Genomic DNA, 21,241 nt, shown 5'->3' with positions numbered 1-21,241 from the left:
GCGATGCCCGGTCACGTCGCGGCGCCAGTCTTGACAGCCGACCGCACGGCCGCCACGAACTCCCCGAAGGTCGGGCACTCGAACGGCGCTTCCAGCGAGATGTCCAGGCCCAGCCGCGACGACAGCGCCTTGACCACCCGCAGCGCGAGCAGCGAGTGCCCGCCGATGGCGAAGAAGTCGTCGCCGGTGTCGAACTCGCGGTCCTGTTCGAGCACCATGCGCCACACCCGCGTCACCTCCGCGCGGATCGGGTCGGTGAGCTCCTGTGCCTGACTCATTCGGCCCTCCCGGACGACGCGGGCCGCAGGAACTCCGTGGCACGCAGGCGATCGATCTTTCCCGACGGGGTCAGCGGCAGATGGTCGACGATGTCGATGCGGGCCGGCACCATGTGCGCGGGCAGCCGTCTCCGCAGCCACGTGCGGATGTCATCCGACGCAAGCGGTTCGGACCCGCTCACCAGCGCGGCGATCGAGGTGGCGGGCACAGCGTCCGGCAGGCAGATGGCGTCGCGGACACCGGGGCAGCGCCGCATGACGGCCTCGATCTCGCCGAGCTCGACGCGATGGCCGGCTATCTTGATCTGGCCGTCGTCCCGCCCGAGGACGGTGAAGCTGACGTCGCTGTCGACCCGGGCCAGATCACCGGTGTCGTACTCGCGGCCGGCCGGGCCGGTGTGGAATCTCTCCTGGCTGAGGCCGTCGGGGCGCAGGTAGCCGAGCGCGAGCTGGCGCCCGCCGAGGAACAGACGGCCGGTCCCGCCGACGGGCACCTCCCGCAGGTGCTCGTCGAGCACACGCGCCGTTGTGTGCGGAGTGATCACCCGCACTTCCGTGGCGGGCGAGTCCGGGCCGAGGTAGTCGGCGCCGGCCACCCACACCGTGGCCTCCGTGGGGCCGTACCGGTTCGCCACCCGCGGCGGCTCCGGGACGTCGGCGAGCAGCCGCGGGATCAGATCGGTGGGGAACGGCTCGCCGCAGAAGGCGAGCGTGTGCAGCCGCCGCAGCCCTTGTGACGCTTGCGGATGCTCGCTCAGGAAGCGGGCGAGGGACGGGGTCGCCACGATGTGGCTCACCGGGCGGCCGTCGCGGGTGCCGGTCGAGAGGGCCGACCTCATGATGCTCAGCGGGTCGGCACCGCTGAGACAGACGTAATGGCCGCGGGTCAGCGCCCAGATCAGTTCGGGAAGGCTGACGTCGTATCCCTCGCTGCTCTGCGCGAGCCACACCTGTTGCGCCGGTTCGGCAAAGTCGGCGTCCGCCGCGGCGTGGAAATTGGTCAGCGCCGTGTGGCCGATGAGCACGCCCTTTGGCCTGCCGGTCGAGCCCGACGTGTACATCAGGTAGGCGCAGCCGTCCGGGATCCGGCGCGTCTCGGTCCCCGCCGACCCGTGCCAGGAAAGGTCGTCGAGGAACAGCATGCGGCCGCCGGGCGGAAGGCGGTCGGCGAGCGCCCGCGTGGTCACGGTGAAGGCGCACCGCGCGTCCTCGAGGATCAGCCGCAGCCTTGCCTCCGGCTGCGAGGCCACGATCGGCAGGTACGCCGCGCCCGTGCTGTGGGCTGCGAACATCGCTGCCGGCAGGTCGCGATCACGCTCGAGGAACAGCGCGGCGACGCGGCCGGAGGTCTGCTCGGCCCGCAGCGCCTTGGCGATGGCCTCCACCCGGGCGGCGAACTGCCCGAAGGTGACGACGCCGTGCCGATCCTCGAGGCACGCCGCGCCGGGCCTGGCGGCCGCGATGGCGCGCAATGGTGCCCATGTGTCGTCCTGGACAACGGAATTTGCCATCCTGTCCACTCCCCGTAGGTCCGTCACTCGGGGAATGGAACGAAGCATGGATCTTGTTCTGGGCGACCTTGTCCCAAATCCCCGTGGCACAAACGCATTGTCGATGATGCCACGGGCACACATTCAAAGCAATCATGATCATCGATCACGAATTGTTGTGGTGTAGGTTGGGAGCGCGAGCCCACCGCGGTCCCTGGTCGCGCAGTTGCATCGTGCGGGGCCGGCCCATCGGGTGCTGCTCGGTCACGACAGCGTGCAGAGGTTCACCGGTCCCGGCGCGATCTCCGCACACACCTTTTCCGACTCCACGCACGTCACCCGACAGTTCTTGTCGTTCTTGACCGAGATCGGCCTCTCCACAGAGGTGCAACTCATGACCCACGCAACCGCTGGTGGCGCTGATCCGCTTCATGGACAGCTTCCGCGAGTTCGACAAGGTATTCATCATGACGAACGGTGGGCCGGGTTCGTCGTCCGAGACGCCGCTGTCGGCTTCGTCATGCTCGTCCTGATCAACATCATCGGTAGCCTGATCGTCCGGTTTTCCCGGGCAAGCCAGGGAGTGGCTGACTCATGAGCGCGACCTCCGCACCCGCCCGCCTGTCCGGAGAGGGATCGGCCGCGTCGCGGCGAGAGAATTCTCCGGGGCCGTGTCGATCCGCGGGCCGCTCGTTCGACATGTGGGTGCGAGGGGTCGAGAGGTGGCCCCGCCGGATGAGGAGAGCGCGATGCCGAAGTACATGCTGATCATGCGTGGCACCGACGAGTCGAACGCGGCCATGATGGCCGACATCGACAAGATGATGGCCACGACCCGCCAGTTCATCGAGGAGATGGTCAAGGCCGGTGTTCTCCTCGCGGCGGAAGGGCTGGACGATCCGGGCCAGGGCGTCGTGGTCGACTTCAGCGGCGCGGCCCCGGTGGTCACCGACGGGCCGTACGGCGAGACCAAGGAACTGTTCGGGGGCTTCTTCCTGCTCGACGTCGCATCGAGGCAGGAGGCGGTCGAGTGGGCCAAGCGGGTCCCGGCGGCCCCCGGGTCCAAGATCGAGGTCCGGCGGGTGCCCGGGAGCGACGAGGTCCCGCAGGTCCGCGAGTGATCGTCAAGGACCGGGCCGGGCACGAGAGCAACGGCCAGCTCTGATGGGTACGGCCGATGTCGAGGCCGTCTGGCGGATCGAGTCGGCGCGGATCGTCGCCGCGCTGACCCGGTTCACCGGCGATTTCGGGCTGGCCGAGGACGCGGCCCAGGAGGCGGTGGCCGAGGCGCTGGTGTCGTGGCCGCTCGCCGCTCCGGCGAATCCGGCCGGTTGGCTGATGGCCACGGCCCGGCGGCGGGCGATCGACGCGATCCGCCGCCGGATCGCCCTCCAGGACCGATACGCCCTGCTGGCGGCCGATCTGGCGGCCGACTCGGCGGCCGACGAGAACATCGATCCTGACAAGATCGGTGACGACGTGCTGGCGCTGATGTTCGTTAGCTGCCACCCGGTGCTCTCGCCCGAGGCCCAGGTGGCGCTGACCCTGCGCGTGGTCGGCGGTCTGTCCAGCGAGGAGATCGCCCGCGCGTTCCTCGTGTCCGTGCCGACCGTGCAGGCCCGCATCACCCGGGGCAAGAAGACGATCGCGGCGGCCGGGGTGCCGTTCGAGCTGCCGCCGGCCGCCGAGCGCCGGGAGCGGCTGGGCGGCGTGCTCAGCGTCATCTACGTGATTTTCACCGAGGGGTCGACGGCCACGTCGGGCGACCGGCTGCTGCGCCCCGACGTCGCGTACGAGGCGATCCGGCTGGCCCGCACGCTGGCCGCGCTGCAACCGGCCGAGCCGGAGGTGCACGGCCTGCTCGCGTTGTGCGAGCTGACGGCCGCGCGTTTCCCGGCCCGGACCGGCCCGGACGGTTCGCCGGTCCTGCTCGAGGATCAGGACCGGCGGCTGTGGGACTTCTCGGCGATCCGCCGTGGGCTGGCCGCGCTGGCCAAGGCATCGACCCGCGGCCTCGGCCCCTACGGCTTGCAGGCCGCGATCGCCGCGACCCACGCGTCGGCGCCTTCCGTCGAAGCAACCGACTGGGACCGAATCGTGGTGCTCTACGAGGCACTCGGCCGGGTCGCACCCTCGCCGGTGGTCGAGCTCAACCGGGCCGTCGCCGTTGCCATGGCCTCGGGCCCGGCGCAAGCCCTGGCCATCGTGGACGAGCTGATCGCGTCGGACCGGCTCCCCGGTTCGCACCTGGTCCCGACCGTACGCGGTGAGCTGCTGGCCCGGCTCGGACGGCGACCGGAAGCGCGCGCCGAGCTGGAGCTGGCGGCCCGGCTGTGCGCCAACCAGCGCGAACGCTCAGTGCTGCTGCGCAAGGCGGCCGCGCTGAGCTGACTTCTCCACCTGCCGCGGCGGTGGCCGGCTCGTCGGCGTTGCCGCTGGCGACGGCTGCGCCGGCGCAGCCGCCGAAAGTATGGTGATCGGATGTACGACGACGATGACGACGACGCTGGGAAATCGGCGGACGCGGGCCGGATGGGCAAGGCCGCTGAACACCTCGTCGCAGCCTTCTGCGTCCTGGCCACGCGCGGCGCGCTCAACGTGTCCACCTCGATGGTCGACGACGAGGGCGTCGACCTGATCTTCCACCGCCGCAACTCGACGGCGACCCTCGCCGTCCAGGTCAAGGCCCGGATGTCGGACAGCAAACGCGTGCGGTCCGAAGGCTTCGTCGCCTTCGTGCGATCCCAGACCTTCACACCACGGTCCGGACTGGACATGCTGTTCGTCGCGATCGACATCACCCGCGGCGCCGTCATGAAGGCATGGCTCATTCCGAGCACGGACTACGCACGCACCCTCGGCCAGCCCAGCAGCCGCGGACGATACCGCTTCGGCGCGTCGATGAAGGGCGAAACCAACGACCGCTGGCGCCCCTACCGCCTCGAAGCCGACGAACTGCCGGCAGCGGTGCTGCGGCGCCTGGATGAGCTGTCGCCGCCAGGCGCCGCTCCAACCTCGGACACCTCCGGCTCCGGGGCATGAGCGCCGCCTCCACGAACGCGGCGATTACCGCTGGACCCCGGGGGCGGCGGGTTCCGGGCCGTGCGACGCCTTGATCATGGGAAGGATGTGGCCGCCCCGACAGCCAGATCTTTCCCATGATCTATGGGATCGAGCGGCCCGAGCCATGCTGCCACCCGTGCCCCCTCAGCCACCGTCCTGCTACGCACGGCGGCGGGCGCGGGCCAGGGCCAGCCCGGCGACGACGACGCCGGCAAGCCCGAGTACTACGGCGATGACGGCGCCGGCCAGGCCGTTGCCGGTGCCCAGGCCACCGGCGGCGTTCGCCCCGTGCACGCTGCCGACGAGCGCGCTGAGCAGCCCCGCCGCGAGCGCGAGGACCGCTCGGCCGGTGCCTGTACGACCGGGGCGGGCGAGCGCCAGCCCACCGATCACCAGGCCGGCCAGCCCGATCACAGCGGCCACGGTGGGCACCAGCCGCCCGGTGCCGAGCTCGTAACCGGCGGCAAGCACGTGTAGCACTGACATGGAGGATCCCTTCGGTTCGGGCCGTTGTCGCATCGATCGTCGCGTCGCGCGGCCCGAGTGTCGTCGGCCGGCGAGCGGCGGCGCATACGCAGTGGGGCGTAGCCGGCTCCCGCCGAGTCGCGCCGCTCGACGTAGGAGTCGTGCGGCCACGGCCGTTGCTCGTGCGGTCCGAGCCCAGACGCCGCGAAGGGCGAGCCGCCTTCGCGTCGATCGCACTCCGCCGTGGCGGGACTGTGGAATCGACATCAACGAGCGGCTGAACGGCTGCCGCGGAGACTCGTAGGACCGCTCTACGCCACGTGGCGCTTCCAGACCTCGGCCAACTGGTCGGGTGTGAGAACGTCGGTGGTGAGGTCGCCGATCATCGCGGATTCGTCGTCGTCCCAGTAGATGACCCGCGAGGAACCGTAACGGTAGTCGATGCGCTGCCCCGAGCCAGGTCGTTTGCCAGCGAAACCTTGTCCTTTGCCGCCGTATTCGGCGGTGCGGTTGCTGCGTGACTTGTCCCGTTGGGTGGTATCGGCGAGTGCCCGGAACTGAACCTCCCAGCCGGGCCCGGCACACAGGACGTACTCCGTTGCGGTGCCACCGTAGGTATCGGGCGTCCTCGGCCGGCATTCGGAAACGTCGTTGAGCCATGGCCGGGCGAACTTCGCCAGGGGCCCGGAGGTGAACACCTCCTGGTTGCGCCGGCCCACCTCGGTCAACGCGGGCTCCTTCTCCTGGTTGGTCAGGATCAGGTAGACCGCGCCAGCAGCGGCGGCGAGCACCGCGCAGACGGCGATCGCCACCACTCGCGGCGTTCGCCGGCGACCACGCAGCGGCGGTGTTCCCGCGGCCGTCGCGGCGGGACCGGACGGCGGAGGAGCCGTTGCCACGTCTGGCCAAGCCATCGCGGCCGCCGCTGGCGGCGGGAGCGCCTCGGGCTCTGTCGGGACCGGCGCGACAGCATCTCCCCGCGACGCGGCCCGGCCCATGGGTACCGCGACGCTCAGCGCTCCCTGCGCGACCACCAGTTCGGGCTGTTCGATGACGGTCGGGGCAATGCCGAGCCGCCGATGCAGCAGGGTGGCGACCAGCGGGATGCGGCTCGACCCGCCCACCAGGAACACGCCCGCGATCTGATCGGGAGTGAGGCCACCGGCGGACAGCGTCGAGGCCGTCAACGCGACCGTACGCTCGATCAGGGGATGCGCCGCGCGCTCGAACTCCTCGCGAGTGAGGTGAACGTCGACGTCGTAGATCGGCACGTGCAGCCCCGCGGTGCTGTTGCGGGACAACTGTTCCTTGGCCGCCCGGGCCTCCTCCCACAGCACCATCCGCGCTCGTGTGTCGGCCGCGGTCTGCGGATCGGTCAACCGCTGCCACGCCTGCGGATCACGGCCGGCGAAGCGGGCGCCCAGCCCCTCGACGATCGCCGCGTCGAGCTCGACGCCACCCACATCGTCGAACCCGTCGCAGGCCACGACCGCCCACTCCGCGTCGCCCTGACGCCGGACCACCGCCACGTCGAACGTGCCGGCTCCGAAGTCGTACACGACGACCGGGGCACCGGGGTCGACATGAACACCGAGGACGCCCGTGAAGTACACCGCGGCCGCCGCCGGCTCGGCGACGAGCACCGGACGACTGATGCCGGCGCGCAGGGCGGCCTCGGTGAGCACCGCCCGCCGCTGCGGCCCCCACGCCGCGGGATGGGTCAGCACCACCTCCGCAGCAGGGCTGGCCGCGACGCGCGTCGCCTCGTCCACACATCGTCGCAGGACCGCCGCGATCAGATCCACAACTGCGATCTCCGCTTGCCCGAGCAGGATCACGCCGTCGTCGACACGCCGCTTCGGGTGCGGTTCGAAACCCGCCGGATCGGAGCGGGCTCCTCGCTGTGCGTCGCGGCCGACGAGCAGGCGCCGCTGCCCGTCGGCGAGCACGGCCGACGGCAGCAGCGGCGAGGCATCGAACAGCAGGGGCTGCCCGCCGCCCTCCCGCCACTGACAAACCGCGACCGTGTGCGACGTGCCGAAGTCGACGCCGAGCCGGTGTAGGCCATCCATGGAGTACGACAATAGCGAGTGCGTGCCCGTGCTCGTTCCGGCTCGGATCGCTGTCCTACGTGGGCATGCGCTGCGTGCGGGGGATCATCTGTGGTGCCCGGCAGCGAGCGGGTGGATAGTTTGGGCGCGGGTATCGCCGCCGCGGTGCGCCGGCCGGCGCGATCGGCCGCCATGCCGCTCGACCTCATGATCATGGGAAAGATGCGGCTGCCCCGATAGCCGGACCTTTCCCATGATCATGGAGTTGCTTGGCCCGGAACGCGCCGCCCGGGTTCCGGCGGCGGCCACGATCGACCAGGCACCACCGGCACGAGTCATCGGTTCGGCACGACCGGTGTGTGCCGCCGGCCGGGCCCGAGGGCGTGACCGACGAGGGTATGCGCGTCGTCGATCGTTGTCGCGAGGTTGGTGCCGGGGTCAGCCGGCGGCGGTGACGGCGGCTCGTGCGCCGGTCTTGATGGTGTCGGCGGTTGTGGTGTCGATGGTGGTGACGGGTTTGCCGTCGGTGTTGCCGCCGACGGCGTAGTGCTTGATGTCGGGGAAGGCGGTGATGCCTTCGGTCATGGCGGCGACTGGGACGGGTCCGGCGGCGATGATGACGGTGCATCGCTGCATGCCGAGGGTGTTGTAGTAGGTCAGGCCGTTGGCGGTGGTTTGTGGTCCGCTGATGGCCAGGTGCTGGACCTTGACGAGGGTTTGTACGGAGGCGTCCTGCATGCCGGCCCAGACGGTGCGGGCGGGTTCTGCCGCCAGGTCCTGGTCGTCGGTGAGCAGGCAGGCGGTGGTCGCCTTGTACTGCCGTTCGCGTGGGGCCGGGGGTGGCGGGTCCTGCGGCCACAACAGCCATGTGGCCAGCACGGCCAGCACAGTGAGCATGGCCGAGCCGGCGATGATCTGCTGCCGCCGGGGCCATGCGCGCACGGCGGCGCGTGCCGCGGTCAACCAGTGCAACACGGCCTCACCTCCCCGTCCGGGTGCAGCTTGAGGCACGAAGATAGCGCGCTTTGTCGATCTCCGATAGTCCCTCTGCTAAAGATCGCGAAAGCACCAAAGGGGACATCAGACCATCAAGGTCGCCAATATTTACGAACGTCTTGTGCTTGGGCGGTGGCGCATCGCAGACTGCTCGCGCCCTGGTTCGCAACATCAGCTTCACGGGGAGGCCTGCCGTGCGCGGTCGTCGAACTGTGCCTGTTGTCAGTCCGTCTGCTGGTCGATCCGTTGGTCGGCTTGCTGGCCGGGTGGGTCGCCGGGTGAGCGTCGTCGTCGTGGTGGCGATGATGCTCAGTCTCGGCCTGCCGGCGGCGCTGGTGCCGTCGGGGCGGGGCCTGGTGGGTTGGTCGTGGTTGCGCGGCTGGTTGTCGGCGGCGCCGTCGTGGGCGAAGGAAGACCCGAAGGTGCCGCAGCAGCAGCGCGGCAAGGGCGCCGACGGGCACTACGTCAGTGCGCCGCGGGCCAAGGACACCGAAAGCACCCGCAAGGCCAAGGGCGAACTGCCGCGGTACGAGCCGTTCACGCCTGAGGTGAAGAACAAGTCGACCGGGCCGGCGCGGAAGGGTTTCGACGCGGCGACGAGCAGGCGCAAGGCCGCGCTGAGCGACGCGAAGGCCGATGTGTTCGAGAACGCGGATGGCACGTACACGCGGCGGGTCTACAAGAATCCGGTGAACTTCAAGGCGGCTGACGGTTCGTGGCAGCCGATCGACAGCACACTCAAGGTGGGTGCGAGTCGCCGGCTGGAGACTACCGCCAACGCGTTCAAGGTGAGTTTCGCCGCTGGCACGGCCAAGAAGGTCGACGCGGACGGTGCGGAGGTCCCAACCGCCGGCGGGGCGGCCGCGCCGGTGGATGAGGATCTGGTCCGGATGACCCTCGGGCCTGGTGCGGAGCTGGGCTACACCCTGCGGGGCGCCTCGCTGGTCAAGGCCTCCGTGAACCGATCCGTGGCGAGCTACCGCAACGCCTTCCCGAACGTCGACCTGGAGATCGGGGCGAAGGCGAGCGGCATCAAGGAGAACCTGGTGCTGCGTTCGGCGGATGTGCCGACCGAGTACGTGTATCCGTTGCGGCTCAAGGGTTTGACGGCGCGGTTGAACAGTTTCGGTGAGGTCGAGTTCGTCACCGCCAAGGGCGACGTGGCCTCGACGATGCCGGTCGGGTTCATGGAGGACGCCTCGAACAGCCACGCCGGTGCGGGGGAGATCTCCTACGGCGTGAAGTACGAGCTGGTCCGGGCCGACGGCGGGCCGGCGTTGAAGGTGAGCATCGACGGGTCCTGGCTGCGGGACCCGAAGCGGCAGTTCCCGGTCATCCTCGATCCACAGACCCTCGTGGTGACGCAGTACGACACCTACGCCATCAACACCGCTCCGACCGGGACCCGGAACACCGAGCCGACACTGGCGGTCGGCTCGCACAACGGTACCGAGAAGGCGCGCACGTTCATCAACTTCGACGGGTTCCCGGCGATGATGGGCGGGCAGAAGCTGGACTCGGCGCGGCTGTACATCTTCATGACGTATCAGGGCGACGCCGACGGGAATCCGTGTGTGGCCCGGCCGTACAACGTGTATCCGATCACGAACACCTGGAACGCGTCGTCGGTGACGTGGAACGCCATGCCCGGCTACGACACGAGCAAGCTGATCGCGACGGATTCGCCGAGCAGTTCGCTGGCGTGCACGAACTCGGGTCAGGTACGCAACAAAGGCGTGTGGTCCACGCCGTGGTTGAGCAAGCAGTACATGGTCGACTGGGCCAGTTATCCGGGCACGATCTTCGGGTTCGCGTTGACCGCGGACGAGGCCGACACGGCGGCATGGAAGCGGTTCACATCGTCGGACACCAGCCTGATCTGCCCGAGCTACTTCGGTAACACCGCGTGTGACCCGTTCATCGAGGTCAACTACGCGGCGAACACGCCGCCGCAGTTGGACGCCCGCTATCCGGCGAACAACACCACGCTCAACACGCTGACCCCCGAGTTCGCCGCGAAGGGCAGCGACCCGGACAACTACCCCAACCGTGGTCTGCGGTACAACTTCCTGCTCTACAACGACCAGGGCGCGCAGTTCGCGTCGTCGGGCTGGACCGACGGCTATTGGAAGCCGCCGGCCGGCACGCTGCAGTGGGGCAAGACCTACATGTACATGGTGCAGGTCGACGACCGCTCGTCGGTCGGCCCGACCAACCCGGTGCCGTACGTGTTCTCCACCGCCGTACCGCAGCAGTTGGTGAGTTCGTCGTTGGCGCAGAACGGGGGAAAGGGGTTCGAGGGCAGTGTCGGCAACTACACCACCAGTGACGTCGATGCCCAGGTGGCCACCGTCGGCCCGGCCCTGTCGATCGCCCGGGAGTACAACAGCCTCGATACCCGTAACTCGGCCTTCGGCCGGGGCTGGTCCTCGCTGCCCGACATGCAGGTCCGCGAGGGTAGGACCGCCGACAACGCGCTGCAGACCGCGGTCATCCGCTACCCCAACGGCCAGGACATCACGTTCGGCCGCAACAACGACGGCACGTGGACCCCGCCACCCGGCCGGTTCTCGGTCTTCAAACCGATCACCGGCGGCTACTCGCTGACCGACAAGGACTCCACCGCCTACGAGTTCACCCAGAACGTCGACACCGGCATCTTCGGCCTGACGAAGATCACTGACGCGTCCGGGCGGGCGCTCACCGTGCGCTACGACGCCAACGGCCGCGTCGACCAGCTCAAGTCGGTCGCCTCGAACCGCACGCTCAACCTGCAATGGTCGACACCAGCCGGGGCGAACGTGGCGCACATCGCGTCGGTGACCACCGACCCGACCGACCCGGCGGTGCCGACCAGCACCATGACCTGGAACTACACCTACGACGGCGACACGCTGACGAAGGTCTGCCCGCCCGGCACCACGACCGACTGCGCCGGCTACCAGTACCAGGTGGTCAACCGGCACAACAGCATGGTGCTCAACACCGGCCCGTACTCGTTCTGGCGGCTCAACGAGCCGTCCGGCCAGACCCAAGCGTACAGCGGTGTGCTGTCCAACGACGGCATCGACAACGGTATCTACAGCAACGTCACCCTCGGCGGCAGCCCCTCGCTGGCCTGGTCCAGCTCCACGTCCGCTTCGTTCAACGGCACCAACTCGTCGGTGAAACTGCCCGTCAAACTCGCCGCGGAAAGCTCCTACCAGTCGATCAGCATGTGGTTCAAAACCACCGCGACGACCGGGGTGCTGTTCTCCTACCAGAAGGACCTGGTCACCCAGGGCGCGACCACGCCTGCCTACTACAACCCGGCGCTGTACATCGACAACACCGGCAAGCTGCGCGGTTCGCTGTGGAACGGCGCCACGAACACCATCGTGACCGGCACCGCGGTCAACGACGGCCAGTGGCACCATGTCGCCCTGGCCGGCAATGGCGGCGACCAGCGGCTCTACCTCGACGCTACCCTGGTCGGCTCGATGGCTGGTGCCATCCAGCTCCACAACACCGGTGAGGACAAGCTCTACATCGGTGCCGGGTTCCTCAGCAACGCCTGGCCCGGCAGCACCATCAGCCCCCCGACCGCCACGTTCTTCAACGGCTCCATCGCCGACGTCGCCTACTACAACAAACCGCTCACCCAGGAGCTCGTCTCGTCGCTGTACTTCTCCGGCAAGAACCCGACGCCGGCGATGACCAAGGTGACCAGCAACGCCGGCCGTGTCCGCGCCACCATCGGCTACGACACCGTCTCCAGCCGGGTCAACCAGGTCACCGACGAGAACGGCAGGGTCTGGAAGATCGGAGCGCCGGCCAACTACGGCTCCAGCCAGGTGTACGTCTCATCGGTACTCGGCTCTCAGCCACGCGACTACTACCGGTTCAACGACATCAGTGCGCCGATCTCACCGTCGAACCAGGTGATCGGCACGACGGCCCTCTACAACAACGTCGCGTTCGACACCACGCAACCGAACACCACCAGCCCGTTCAGCGACTCCTACGGTGGCATCTTCAACGGCACCTCCTCGTACGTGAAGATGAAGGAGGGGTTCGAGTTCGCGCCCGACGTCGGTCCTCAGTCCATCGAGATGTGGTTCAAGACCCCGGCCGGTCATGCGGCCAGTGGTGTGCTCTACGGCTACCAGGATCAACCGCTCGGCGCGTCAAATGTCCAGTCCTGGGTGCCTGCCCTGTACGTGGGCGGTGACGGGAAGCTGCGCGGCAGCTACTGGACTGGCGGCGGCACCGCACCGATCACCTCCATCAGCCCCGTGAACGACGGCAAGTGGCACCACGTGGTGCTGGTCGGCACGAACAACCCGACGGCCACGAGCACGCAGACGCTGTACCTGGACAACGTGCCCATCGGCACGAACACCGGCGATCAGCAGACGCTGTTCACCGACTATTCGTACGTCGGTGCGGGCACGACGAAGCTGTGGCCCGGCTCCACGCAAGACGTCAGCTACTTCAAGGGCAACATCGCCGAATTCGCCTACTACAACACCGCGCTGTCGCAGGCACAGGTCGACGCGCACTACAAGGCGTCGCGCAGCTCGCTGTCGCCGGCAGAGACCGGTCCGGTGCTGACCCCGGTCACCACGGTGGCCATCACCGACCCGGGCAACAACGTCGCCAAGAAGATGTTCGACACCCTCAACGGCAACCGGCTCGTCGCTGACGTCGACGTGCTCGGCAACACCACGACGTACGGCTACGACGTCGGCGGCTTCGTGTCGGTGGTGTACGACCCGCTGGGTCAGAAGACCGAGACCGGCAAGGACGCACGCGGCAACACCATCCGCACCACCACCTGCGGGCACTACGGCGGCGAGGCCGGCGACAACTGCGAGACCACGTACTACAAGTACTGGCCGGATCCCGCACCAGCGGTGCTCACTCCGGACCCGCGCAACGACCAGCTCATCGAGATCACGCCGCCGAGTTCGTCACTCGACCTGTGGCAGGACCACAGCACGAAACTCGAATACGACTCGTCCGGCAACCGCTTGAAGGTGACGTCACCGCCCGTGCCCGGATTCGGCAACGGGCGCACCACGGCAACGACCTACACGACGAGCAGCACTGCCGCTGTCGGTGGTGGGGTCACTCCACCAGGACTGCCGGTGACCGTCATCTCGGCCGGCGGCAAGCAGCAGAAAACCGAATACAACTCGGCCGGTGACGCCGTGCGGATCACTGATCCGGCCGGGCTGGTGACCGAGTTCAAGTACGACGGGCTGGGCCGCGTCACCGAGAAGAAGGTCATCTCGACCGCCTACCCGACCGGGAAGGTCACCGCCTACACCTACGACAGCGACGGCCAACTGGTCGAGACGACCGAACCCGCGACCACCGACGCGGTGACCGGTGCGGTGCACACCGCAAAGACCGTCGACGTCTACGACGCGGACGGCAACGTCATTTCACGAACCGTCACCGACACCACCGGCGGCGACGCGCCACGCGCGATCACCAACGACTACAACGTCTATGGCCAGTTGGTGAAGACCGTCGACCCGACCGGCGCGGTCTCCCTCTTCTCCTACGACGCCTACGGCCAACAAGACAAGATCGTCGAGTGTGACAGCAGTCCGGCGCCGTCCACGCCCTGCCCGGCCGCCGACGTACTCCGCACCGTTGCCCACGCGTTCGACGCCGAAGGCCGCCTGCTGACCACCAGCGTCACCGGTAAGGACGGCGTCGGCCACCAGGTGGTGTCCAACGCCTACTACAAGGACGGCATGCTCGCGTCGCAGACCGACGCGATGAACTGGACGACGAAATACACGTACTACAACAACGGTAAGGTCAAGAAGGTCACCCGCACCGACGGTGTGAAGACCTACGTTCTCGAGGAGAACGCCTACGACAAGGCCGGCAACCTGCTGTCGCGCACCGAGAACAACGGCGCCACGCACACGGACTTCACGTTCGACGCGGTCGGCCGGATGCAGTCGTCGTCGACGAATGTCGGTGAGGTCAACAGGTCGACGAACTACGTGTATGACGCCGACGACCGAGTCATGGGCATCCGCGACAGTGTCGCCGCCGCCGGTGGGGGCAACACCACGGTCCTGCAGACCCGCGAATACACCTATGACCCGATGGGCCGGGTCCTCTCCGAGAGCACCAGCACCCAGGCCGCGTCACGTCCGGTCGGCTGGTGGAAGCTCGACGAGACCAGCCAGCCGGGGCAAACCATCTGGGCCAGTGACTCGTCGACCTCGCAACACCACGCGACCGGCTACGACGGCGTCACCCTCGGCGGCGGCAACGGCACCTTCACCACCGGCATGCTGGACGCCTTCAACATCCTCAACACCACCCAGTCCTACTCGGTGTCGGCCTGGGTCAAGGCCAGCAGCCTGACCGGGTTCCAGACAGCGCTCGGGCAGGGCGCGGAGAACTCCGCGGCGTTCTACCTGCAGTACAGCGGCGCGCTGAACAAATGGGCGTTCATCTCACCGTCGTCGGACTCGGCCAGCCCTTCCGCGTACCCTGCGGCCACGTCGAGCAACGCCCTGGCGGCGAACACGTGGGTGCATCTGGTCGGGGTGTTCGACGCCAACACCAAGGGCATGGCCCTGTACGTCAACAACGTCCGCGGCACGGACGGCACCAACCCCACGCCGTTCGCATCGACCGGATCATTCGGCATCGGTGGGGTGCGATACAACAACGGCGGCGTCAACCAGTTCAACGGCTCGATCGACAACGTGCAGATCTACCAGCGCGCCCTCTCCGCAGCCGACGTGGCGACCCTGTGGGCCGGCGGCAACGGCCGAACGACCGACGCCACCGCCAGCACCGGCCAGCTAACCACCAACCACACCGTGGACAACCGCGGCCTGACGACCGCGACAGTGGACCCCAACGGCAACACCACCAACTTCGTTTACGACGAGGTCGACCGGCTGGTCAAAACCATGGCGCCCAGCGTGACGACCGAAACGTTCGGCAGTACTGCCTTGGCGGTGCGGCCAACGTCACTGCGCGGCTACAACACCTTCGGCGACGTCGTCGAGCAGCAGGACCCACTCGGCCGGGTCACACAGGTACGGGTCGACGCCGCAGGCCGACCGGTCAACGTCATCCTGCCCGACTACACACCCCCCGGTGGCACGACCATCGTCGGCGCGAACAGCACGACGGTGTACGACAGACTGGGACAGGTCACCTCCACGACCGACCCGCGGGGCAAGACCACGTCGTACGAGTACGACTCGTTCGGCAACACGACCAAGGTGACCGGCCCGACCGGCAAGTCGTCGACAGCGGTCTACGACACAGTCGGCGACCTGCTGGAGGCGGTCGACCCGACCGGCGCGAAAACAACCGCCACGTACGACTATCTCGGCCGGAAGCTGACGAGCACGCAGATCGTGCGCCAGCCCACATCGGTGGCCAACACCACCACCTACGACTACGGCACCGGCGTCTACGGCAGCCAGGCGGAGGCGGGACCGTGGCTGCGGAAGATCACCTCACCGGACGGCGTGACGACCGAGACGACGTACAACAACGTCGGTGAACCGGTGACGTCCAAGGACGGCGCCGGCAACCTCACCAAGACCACCTACAACGGGCTCGGCCAGCCGATCATCGTCACCAACGCGGACAACACCGCAACCGACATGCTGTACGACGGTGCCGGCCGAGTCACCCGTGTCCGGCAGCTCGACAACAACTACAACGTGCTGACGATGCAGATACGGGGGTACGACAACAACGGCAACCTCACCTCGTTCAAGGACAGCCGCGGCACCACCACCACCCTGGTCTACGACGCCGTCGGCAACGTCACCAGCGAGGTACAGCCGGTCACCGGCACGATGTCGATCACCACCTCGTTCGGCTACGACGCGTCAGGCAGCCCCACCAGGTTCACCGACGGTCGCAACAACCAGTTCTGGACCACCTACAACACGTGGGGTCTGCCCGAGTCGCGGATCGAGCCCGCCACCACCGCCTACCCGAACGAGGCGGACCGCACGTTCACCGCCGTGTACGACGCCGCCGGCAGGCTGACGTCGAAGACCTTGCCCGGTGGTGTGCAGCTCGCCTACACCTACGACGACCTGAACCAGCTCACCGGGCAGACCGGTTCCGGCGCCGAGGCGGCGACGGCGGCGCGGACGTTCGGCTATGACGACGCGGGCCGTATCACGTCGCTGTCCGTGCCGGGTGGTACCAACGCGATCACGTACGACGACCGGGGTCTGCCGTTGAGCATCACCGGCCCGGCGGACAACACCTCGTACACGTACACCAACGACGGCCTGATGAAGTCGCGCACCGACGCGGCGGGCACCACGAACTTCGGCTACGACACCGCGGGCCGACTCAAGACGGTCTCCAATCCGACGACGAACATCGACCTGAACGTCGCCTACAACGCGATGAACCAGCCGTCGACGATCACGTACGGTGCCAACAACAAGAAGCGTGCCTTCACCTACGACTTCCTGCACCGGCTCAAGACCGACACCGTGTCGTCGTTCGACGGCACCGTCATCCAGGGGTCGGTCGCCTACGGCTACGACGAGAACAGCAACCTCACCTCGAAGGTGACGACGGGGTTCGCGGGCGCGTCGAGCAACAGCTACACGTACGACCTCGCCAACCGGCTCACCTCGTGGACGTCCGGTTCGACGACCACCAGCTATGCCTACGACGCGTCGGGCAACCGGACGCAGAACGGCGCCAAGACCTTCAGCTACGACCAGCGCAACCAGTTGCTGTCGCAGAGCGGTGGGACGTCGTACGCGTACACGGCGCGGGGCACGCTGCGGCTGACCTCCGGTCCGGGCGGGGTGTACAACACCACCGCCGACGCCTACGGGCAGATCGTCACCCAGCAGGCGGCCGGCGGCACGACCACCTACGACTACGACGCGCTCGGCCGGGCGGTCAAGGCCGGGTTCAAGTACAGCGGGCTCGGCAACGACCTGGCCGACGACGGTTCGACGAAATACACCCGTGACCCGGCCGGGGAAGTCCTCGCTGCCGGGTCGGGCACGGGGGCGAATTCGCGGTACGTGTGGACCGACCTGCACACCGACATCGTCGGCCAGTTCACCGCGACCGGTTCCAGTCTGACCGGGTCGGCCAGTTACGACCCGCTCGGCACGGTCCTCGCGACGACAGGGATGGTCGGCAGCCTCGGCTACCAGTCCGAGTTCACCGAGCAGGCCACCGGCCGGGTCAACATGCTGGCCCGCTGGTATAACACCGACACCGGCCAGTTCGACAGCCGCGACACCGCCGACAACAGCCCGGTCCCGTCGTCGATCAACGCCAACCGGTACCAGTACGGCGACGGCAACCCGCTGACCACCATCGACCCCACCGGTCACTTGGGCTGGAGGTCCGCGTGGAATGCCGTCAAGTCGGTTGCCGCGCCGGTCGTCAACGTGGTGACCAGCACGTACAACTACGTCGCCTCGGGCCAGGCCTGGCAGGACGCCAAATCTGCGTACAACTACGTGGCGGACAAGGCGAAGCAAGCCGCCAAGACGGTCGTCAAGTCCACGACGAAGTGGGTCAAGCAGAAGGTCCAGACGGTCAAGGACAAGTACCACGACGCCAAGAAGTGTCTGTCCGGTGGTGTGACGAAGTGTGTCAAGGAGACCGCGAAGGCCGCGGCGAAGTCGGTCAAGGACACGGTCAAGAACACCGTCAATGCGATCAAGGAGGATCCGTGGAAGTTCATCGCCACCGCGGCGGTGGGCATCGTGGCCACGATCGCGGTCGGCGCCCTGTGCGCCACGGGTGTGGGCTGTCTGATCCTGGCCGGCGCGGTCGCGGGCGCGATGTCCTCGGGCGCCGGGTACATGATCGATGTCGGCCGCGGCGACGCGGAGTTCTCCTGGAGCGGCCTGGCCGACACGATGATCCAGGGCGGCCTGGACGGTGCGCTGAGTGCCGGGACCAGCAAGTTCACCGGCGGCGCGAGTAAGTATTTCACCAAGGGCGGCGCCGGCAGCGCCGCGCCGAAACTCTTCGGCGGCGGAGGCGGCAGCAAAGCCAGCCTGCCCAGTCCGACGCGTGCCTCGCACGGCGGCGGTGGCGGCCGGCCGAGCACGTCCAGCTCCGATGGCAAGCACCGGACGACGTCGAGTTCGAGCGGCTCGACCTCTCGCAGCAGTGGTTCCGGCGGCTCTTCGGGCGAGTACAAGGGCCGCCACCGTGCCGAGTCGTGCGACACGCACAGCTTCGACCCGGCGACCCGCGTGCTCATGGCTGACGGGTCGACGAAGGCCATCGGGGAGGTGGAGGCCGGCGATTGGGTGATGGCCCAGGACCCGGAAACCGGCACGCTGGAGGCCAAACAGGTCGAGGCGCTGCACCGCAACCAGGACACGGATCTCACGGACCTCACGATCACCGTCGAGCGCGGCGAGGTCGATGAGACCGCGGTGCTGAAGACGACCTGGCACCACCCGTTCTGGAACGAAGACACCGACACCTGGACCGACGCCCAGGACCTCAGGCCCGGCGACCAGGTTCGTACGGCCGATGGAGCAGTTGCGACCGTCACCACCGTCGCCAACCGCGTCGGCGCCGCCGAGATGCGCGACCTCACCGTTGCCGACATCCACACGTACTATGTGATCGTCGGCGACGAGCCGATCCTCGTTCACAACAATGACGGCTGCAAGAAGACGGCAGTGTTTGGGGTCCAGGAGCACAGTAATAAGCTGGCTAACGACCTTCGTGGTGCGAACCCCGGAAGGACCTATGAAACCTATAACGACCCGAAGCTTGCGCGAGTTGCTCCCGGTGAGTTCCGTCCCGCATGGATGAATCGTGTGTCCGACGCGGTACACGACTCGGATGGCTATGACATTGCGATTTCGCTAGACGGGCTCGGGCGCTATGGGAGTAACCCAGCCGAGATATTTCAGAATGCGGTCAAAGAAGGCGGGCGGCTCGATGGCCGCGGGCTACCGCTAAGCTGTGCTACATGTTGGGAACTGAGGCAGGTAGCACGGGCGGTGGCCGGGGGGAGCCGTTCAGCCGGAAGCGTCTCCTTCTTCAATGGCGGAGCGAAGCTCGACGACTTCAATCCGTTTGATTAAATCTAGGAGGGCCGTCGCGAGTCGTGGGCGGCCCTCCCGGCTTCTATGTTCTGGCTGGTTAGCCTAGGGGGCAAGGTGGCTGCGATTTATGAGGTCGAGCGGGCAGATGAGCAAGATCCCGAGCGCGACAGGCTTATTGCTAGCTATGGCTGGGCGCATTTTCATGCTTTTACCAGTCTCCTTGCCGCAGAGGAGGGTGTCGACCTGACCGAGATGTCAGGCTATGGCGGCGAGAATTCGTGGTCGACTGTTGCGACGCCCCTTCGGCCGTTGTTTGACCTGGATTGTTTTGATGGCGGCCGTTTGCCCGCACGGAAGTGCCAGGCAATGCAATCTCGTCTGCATGAGGTATGCGAGTTGTGGTCTCGTGGCGCTTATGCGGGGAAAGCGGAGGAGCAGATGAAAATTGATCAACTCAATGCGCTCAGGAAACTGGTAGCGGTAGTTGATGGCTGCGTTGACACGGGGCGAGCGATGATTATCCGCTGAGTGAATGGTTCGCGATTGAGAACGGATAATGTACTCGTCAGACTGCATGCGCGTAAATTCGCACATCGAACCTCTGTGCAACATTCTGGTAGCTCTGTGCGCCGAATGGCCGCGTAGTGCGTGCGGGTTGCCGTCAAGCGCGTGCATTTAATGTCGATGTATCAGTTAATCTGGCCACTGTGGACAACCCAGCCACATCACGCCTGCTGGGAGAGTGTCGGACGTATGCCGGGCCGGTTGGGGTTCGGTGGCGTGCCGCGTAGCGGTGCGGCGTCGGTCTCCGGTCGCCGTCGCTTGGCTTGACCGTCGTCGATCAATGCCAACCGGTTCCAGTACGGCGACGGCGGCGAGGTCGTCGGCGAGTTCGGTGTGTGCTTGTTGGAGGGTGGCGAGTTCTTCGGCTGGCTCTCGAGCGCCTGATGCGTACATCGGTGGACTGCGGTCGCTCTCCGACATCGTGGAGGGGTAAGCCAGCACAGGCGAGATTCCTAGTCGGGGGCATCGGATCTTGGTCGACTGCTGTCTTACCCAAAGCCTCGTCCTCATCGATGGCCGGGCTCCCTGCATGCGTCCTGAACTGCAAGATCAGCTTGGAAAGCTCGATGAGTGGCTGTTGGTGTCGGCGTGGCGCGGCAGGTCGTGCAGGACTGCGTTTTGTCGTCGGCGGTGCGAGCGTGGTGGTAGCACATGGTGATGACTTGTTGGTCGGCGAGGGAGACGGCGGCGCAGGTCGGGGTCGTCGATGGGTTCGCGGAGAGGCGCCGCCGCGTAGTAGCCGAAGGCGTCGAGGTGGACGAATGTGCCTTTGCCGGCGGCGTTGTAGATTGTGCGCCGATGCTGGGGTTCGTGTAATGCCCGTTGGGGCCATGGAGGCCACGCCGTAGAAGTGCGGAGCGCGGTGCGTCCAGGAGCCCGGGGTGGCCTACAGGCACCCGGCTGAGTGCCGGGACAGGTGGTCGCGGCGGGCTCAGGTGGTGATGTCCACGGCGAAGTTCGCCGGCCGGTCGCTGAGTAGGTCGGCGTCGATGCCGCAGTGGAACAGAGCGGTGTAGGCGCTGCCGTGGCCGCGGCGGTTGTCTGTGGTGCGGCTCACGTGTGCGACATCGTGGACCGGGACCGGGCAACACGGTCCGTCGAGCAGCTCGGACAACGCGTCCGCGCGGGCGGTGAGGCAGTCGTAGACGTCGTTGCGGACCCGGCGAAGGGGCCCGAACCGATAGGGGACACTCCAAGAGGTTGCCAGCTTGTCCTCGTTCGAGCGGATTTGGTCGCCTACTCAAAGGATGGCCGGCCCGTCAGTCACCTACGGGCGCCAAGCCGAT

12 protein-coding genes are annotated in these 21,241 nt (G+C 67.4%); 6 read left to right on the top strand and 6 right to left on the bottom strand.

From position 1 onward, the window contains the following. Positions 1 to 11: 11 nt before the first annotated feature. Both Drose_RS35215 and Drose_RS35210 read right to left on the bottom strand, forming a co-directional pair. Positions 12 to 278: a phosphopantetheine-binding protein gene (locus Drose_RS35215; RefSeq protein ID WP_260725524.1), complete on the bottom strand. Its 267-nt coding sequence runs from the start codon at positions 276 to 278 to the stop codon at positions 12 to 14. Beyond that, positions 275 to 1,789, bottom strand: a complete 1,515-nt coding sequence (locus tag Drose_RS35210; RefSeq protein ID WP_260725523.1) for an amino acid adenylation domain-containing protein — start codon at positions 1,787 to 1,789, stop codon at positions 275 to 277. The genes Drose_RS35215 and Drose_RS35210 overlap by 4 nt, the downstream gene beginning before the upstream one ends. Positions 1,790 to 2,021: 232 nt before the next feature. On the opposite strand from Drose_RS35210, the gene Drose_RS35205 reads away from it, so the two are divergent. The 4 genes from Drose_RS35205 (at position 2,022) to Drose_RS35190 (ending at position 4,810) form a co-directional block, all read left to right on the top strand. Continuing rightward, on the top strand, positions 2,022 to 2,366 hold the full coding sequence (locus tag Drose_RS35205; RefSeq protein ID WP_260725522.1) for a hypothetical protein: 345 nt from the start codon (positions 2,022 to 2,024) through the stop codon (positions 2,364 to 2,366). Positions 2,367 to 2,517: 151 nt separating this feature from the next. Continuing rightward, positions 2,518 to 2,889: a YciI family protein gene (locus Drose_RS35200; protein WP_260725521.1), complete on the top strand. Its 372-nt coding sequence runs from the start codon at positions 2,518 to 2,520 to the stop codon at positions 2,887 to 2,889. Positions 2,890 to 2,932: 43 nt separating this feature from the next. Continuing rightward, a complete protein-coding gene (locus tag Drose_RS35195; protein ID WP_260725520.1) occupies positions 2,933 to 4,159 on the top strand; it encodes an RNA polymerase sigma factor in 1,227 nt (408 codons plus the stop codon). A 90-nt stretch (positions 4,160 to 4,249) separates the two neighbouring features. Continuing rightward, positions 4,250 to 4,810 carry a hypothetical protein gene (locus tag Drose_RS35190; protein WP_260725519.1) on the top strand — a complete coding sequence of 187 codons (561 nt, stop codon included), beginning with the start codon at positions 4,250 to 4,252 and terminating at the stop codon, positions 4,808 to 4,810. Between the two features lie 180 nt (positions 4,811 to 4,990). Here the strand turns inward: Drose_RS35190 and Drose_RS35185 are convergent, their stop codons facing one another. The 3 genes from Drose_RS35185 to Drose_RS35175 all read right to left on the bottom strand — a co-directional run bounded on the left by Drose_RS35185 (position 4,991) and on the right by Drose_RS35175 (position 8,322). Beyond that, complete coding sequence (locus Drose_RS35185) at positions 4,991 to 5,317, bottom strand: DUF6223 family protein (RefSeq protein WP_260725518.1); 327 nt, start codon at positions 5,315 to 5,317, stop codon at positions 4,991 to 4,993. 290 nt (positions 5,318 to 5,607) lie between these two features. Further along, positions 5,608 to 7,368, bottom strand: a complete 1,761-nt coding sequence (locus Drose_RS35180) for an Hsp70 family protein (protein WP_260725517.1) — start codon at positions 7,366 to 7,368, stop codon at positions 5,608 to 5,610. Between the two features lie 417 nt (positions 7,369 to 7,785). Then, positions 7,786 to 8,322 carry a hypothetical protein gene (locus Drose_RS35175; protein ID WP_260725516.1) on the bottom strand — a complete coding sequence of 179 codons (537 nt, stop codon included), beginning with the start codon at positions 8,320 to 8,322 and terminating at the stop codon, positions 7,786 to 7,788. Between the two features lie 299 nt (positions 8,323 to 8,621). Here Drose_RS35175 and Drose_RS35170 point away from each other — a divergent pair, with 299 nt between their 5' ends. After that, positions 8,622 to 19,430: a LamG-like jellyroll fold domain-containing protein gene (locus tag Drose_RS35170; RefSeq protein ID WP_260725515.1), complete on the top strand. Its 10,809-nt coding sequence runs from the start codon at positions 8,622 to 8,624 to the stop codon at positions 19,428 to 19,430. A gap of 75 nt (positions 19,431 to 19,505) precedes the next feature. Further along, a complete protein-coding gene (locus Drose_RS35165; RefSeq protein WP_260725514.1) occupies positions 19,506 to 19,919 on the top strand; it encodes a hypothetical protein in 414 nt (137 codons plus the stop codon). Positions 19,920 to 20,886: 967 nt separating this feature from the next. Here the strand turns inward: Drose_RS35165 and Drose_RS35160 are convergent. Next, positions 20,887 to 21,012: a hypothetical protein gene (locus Drose_RS35160; protein WP_260725513.1), complete on the bottom strand. Its 126-nt coding sequence runs from the start codon at positions 21,010 to 21,012 to the stop codon at positions 20,887 to 20,889. Positions 21,013 to 21,241: the final 229 nt, after the last annotated feature.

The organism is Dactylosporangium roseum (assembly GCF_025264685.1).
Lineage (GTDB): Bacteria > Actinomycetota > Actinomycetes > Mycobacteriales > Micromonosporaceae > Dactylosporangium > Dactylosporangium roseum.
Note: the sequence above shows the minus strand (reverse complement) of the source record. Positions and strands in the feature narration are given on the sequence as shown.

What these genes read in the sequence shown, in the direction of transcription:
- Drose_RS35210 (WP_260725523.1), bottom strand. Translation starts at nt 1,789, where the DNA reads ATGGCAAATTCCGTTGTCCAGGACGACACATGGGCACCATTGCGCGCC.
- Drose_RS35185 (WP_260725518.1), bottom strand. Translation starts at nt 5,317, where the DNA reads ATGTCAGTGCTACACGTGCTTGCCGCCGGTTACGAGCTCGGCACCGGG.
- Drose_RS35195 (WP_260725520.1), top strand. Translation starts at nt 2,933, where the DNA reads ATGGGTACGGCCGATGTCGAGGCCGTCTGGCGGATCGAGTCGGCGCGG.
- Drose_RS35180 (WP_260725517.1), bottom strand. Translation starts at nt 7,368, where the DNA reads ATGGATGGCCTACACCGGCTCGGCGTCGACTTCGGCACGTCGCACACG.
- Drose_RS35200 (WP_260725521.1), top strand. Translation starts at nt 2,518, where the DNA reads ATGCCGAAGTACATGCTGATCATGCGTGGCACCGACGAGTCGAACGCG.
- Drose_RS35215 (WP_260725524.1), bottom strand. Translation starts at nt 278, where the DNA reads ATGAGTCAGGCACAGGAGCTCACCGACCCGATCCGCGCGGAGGTGACG.
- Drose_RS35190 (WP_260725519.1), top strand. Translation starts at nt 4,250, where the DNA reads ATGTACGACGACGATGACGACGACGCTGGGAAATCGGCGGACGCGGGC.